Below are 1441 nucleotides of genomic sequence, written 5' to 3'. Positions count from 1 at the left end.
TCGAGTGGCGCAGGCGTCTTGGCATCCGCTCCCTCGCACAGTTGCCCGTACGACTGGTGGCATGAGGTCTGTGCCGCGGTCGACTGCATCCAACGTCACCGCGCTACGGTCGCGTTTCCGGGTTTCCGGCTGGCGCCGCGAATCGTGCCCGGTGCTGCGCAGTCGTCGCCGTCGAACGGCCATGTCGCAAACCGCTTCACCTGGCGTTCGCATTTCAAGCGGCGGCGGTGGAGGCGAGTCAGACCCTGCAGGCCTGGGCGAAGGACGCGGGGGGATGTGACGCTCGCGCATACGTCCGGCGACATCGCCATGCTGGCGGCACTGCCCGACGATGCCGGCATGCCGTTCCTGCGCGACCGCGCCTTCCGCGCCGAATTGCTCGGCTGGATGCGGCTGACGCGCTCGCATCCGCGCTACGACCCCGACGGTCTCAATCGCGATGCGCTGCCTATGAGCGCGCTGGAAGGATTTGGCGCCAAGGTTGTCCTCGGCAGAGGCCTGTTCGAGGCGCGATCGACGGGCTGGGGCTCGGCAAGGCCCTGACCGGCGAAAAAGTGCGCTGGCCACCGTATGCGAGCGGAGACGCCCTTCGCCTCCGGCCGCGCTTTCTACCGGTTCTGGCTTAACCTGAGCCGGCCCGGGTTTGCAGCCTGGCCGGTGGCGGCGGTGGCCAATCATTCGCAAAGTGCCGAGGTTGGCAGCCGGCATTTCGCCATCCCGGCCGAGCGGCGGCTGATCAATGAGCTGCGGGCCGGAATTGCCGGCGCAGTGCCGAAACGGGCGTGGCTGCCGCTTCAAGGGCTAAGCGCATAAACAGGCCGGCGCCTGGCCGGCCCTTTTAGGTGCCTTCCGATCAGGCGGCCCTGGTCTTCATCTCTTCTTCGCTGCGCACCATCCTGGTCACGGCGGCGAAGTCGAGCTTGCCGGAGCCGAGCACCGGCACCTTGGCGACGACGCGCACCTCGGCTGGCACCATCAGGTCCATAGCGCCGCTGGCCTTGGCGAACGCCAGCAATTCGGCACGCGTGGCGCCGGGGGCCTCGGTGATGAGGATCAGTTTTTCGCCCTTGCGGACGTCCGGCACGGTGGCGACGGCCGAGAGCGAGCCTTTCCACAATTCGCCTGCCAGCGCCTCGACTGCCGCCAGCGAGATCATCTCGCCGCCGATCTTGGCGAAGCGCTTGGCGCGGCCGCGAATGGTGATGAAGCCGGCCTCATCTATCGCGACGACGTCGCCGGTGTCATGCCAGCCGTCCTCGAGCGGTTCCAGCACGCCGGGCTTCTCGGCCCTGAGATAGCCCGCCATGACATTGGGGCCGCGCACAAAAAGCCGTCCGCCTTCGTCGACGCCGGGCACCGGGTCGAGGCGATATTCCATGCCCGGCATGATCTTGCCGACGCTGCCGGAGCGGTTGTACATCGGCGTGTTGATGGAGATCAC

General features: G+C 67.5%; 1 protein-coding gene and 2 pseudogenes. 2 read left to right on the top strand and 1 reads right to left on the bottom strand.

Translation table 11 applies throughout. From position 1 onward, the window contains the following. Nucleotides 1-543: pseudogene (locus tag EOA86_RS39745) on the top strand (hypothetical protein); the annotation flags it as partial. 27 nt (nt 544-570) lie between these two features. Beyond that, on the top strand, nt 571-813 hold the full coding sequence (locus tag EOA86_RS34570; RefSeq protein ID WP_128345608.1) for a hypothetical protein: 243 nt from the start codon (nt 571-573) through the stop codon (nt 811-813). A gap of 40 nt (nt 814-853) precedes the next feature. On the opposite strand, the pseudogene EOA86_RS34565 reads toward EOA86_RS34570, so the two are convergent. Next, nucleotides 854-1441 (bottom strand): annotated as a pseudogene (locus tag EOA86_RS34565) (AMP-binding protein); the annotation flags it as partial.

Origin of the sequence: Mesorhizobium sp. M5C.F.Ca.IN.020.32.2.1 (assembly GCF_004023105.1) — a bacterium.
GTDB classification, from domain to species: domain Bacteria; phylum Pseudomonadota; class Alphaproteobacteria; order Rhizobiales; family Rhizobiaceae; genus Mesorhizobium; species Mesorhizobium wenxiniae.
This window is presented reverse-complemented; position numbering and strand designations above follow the sequence as displayed.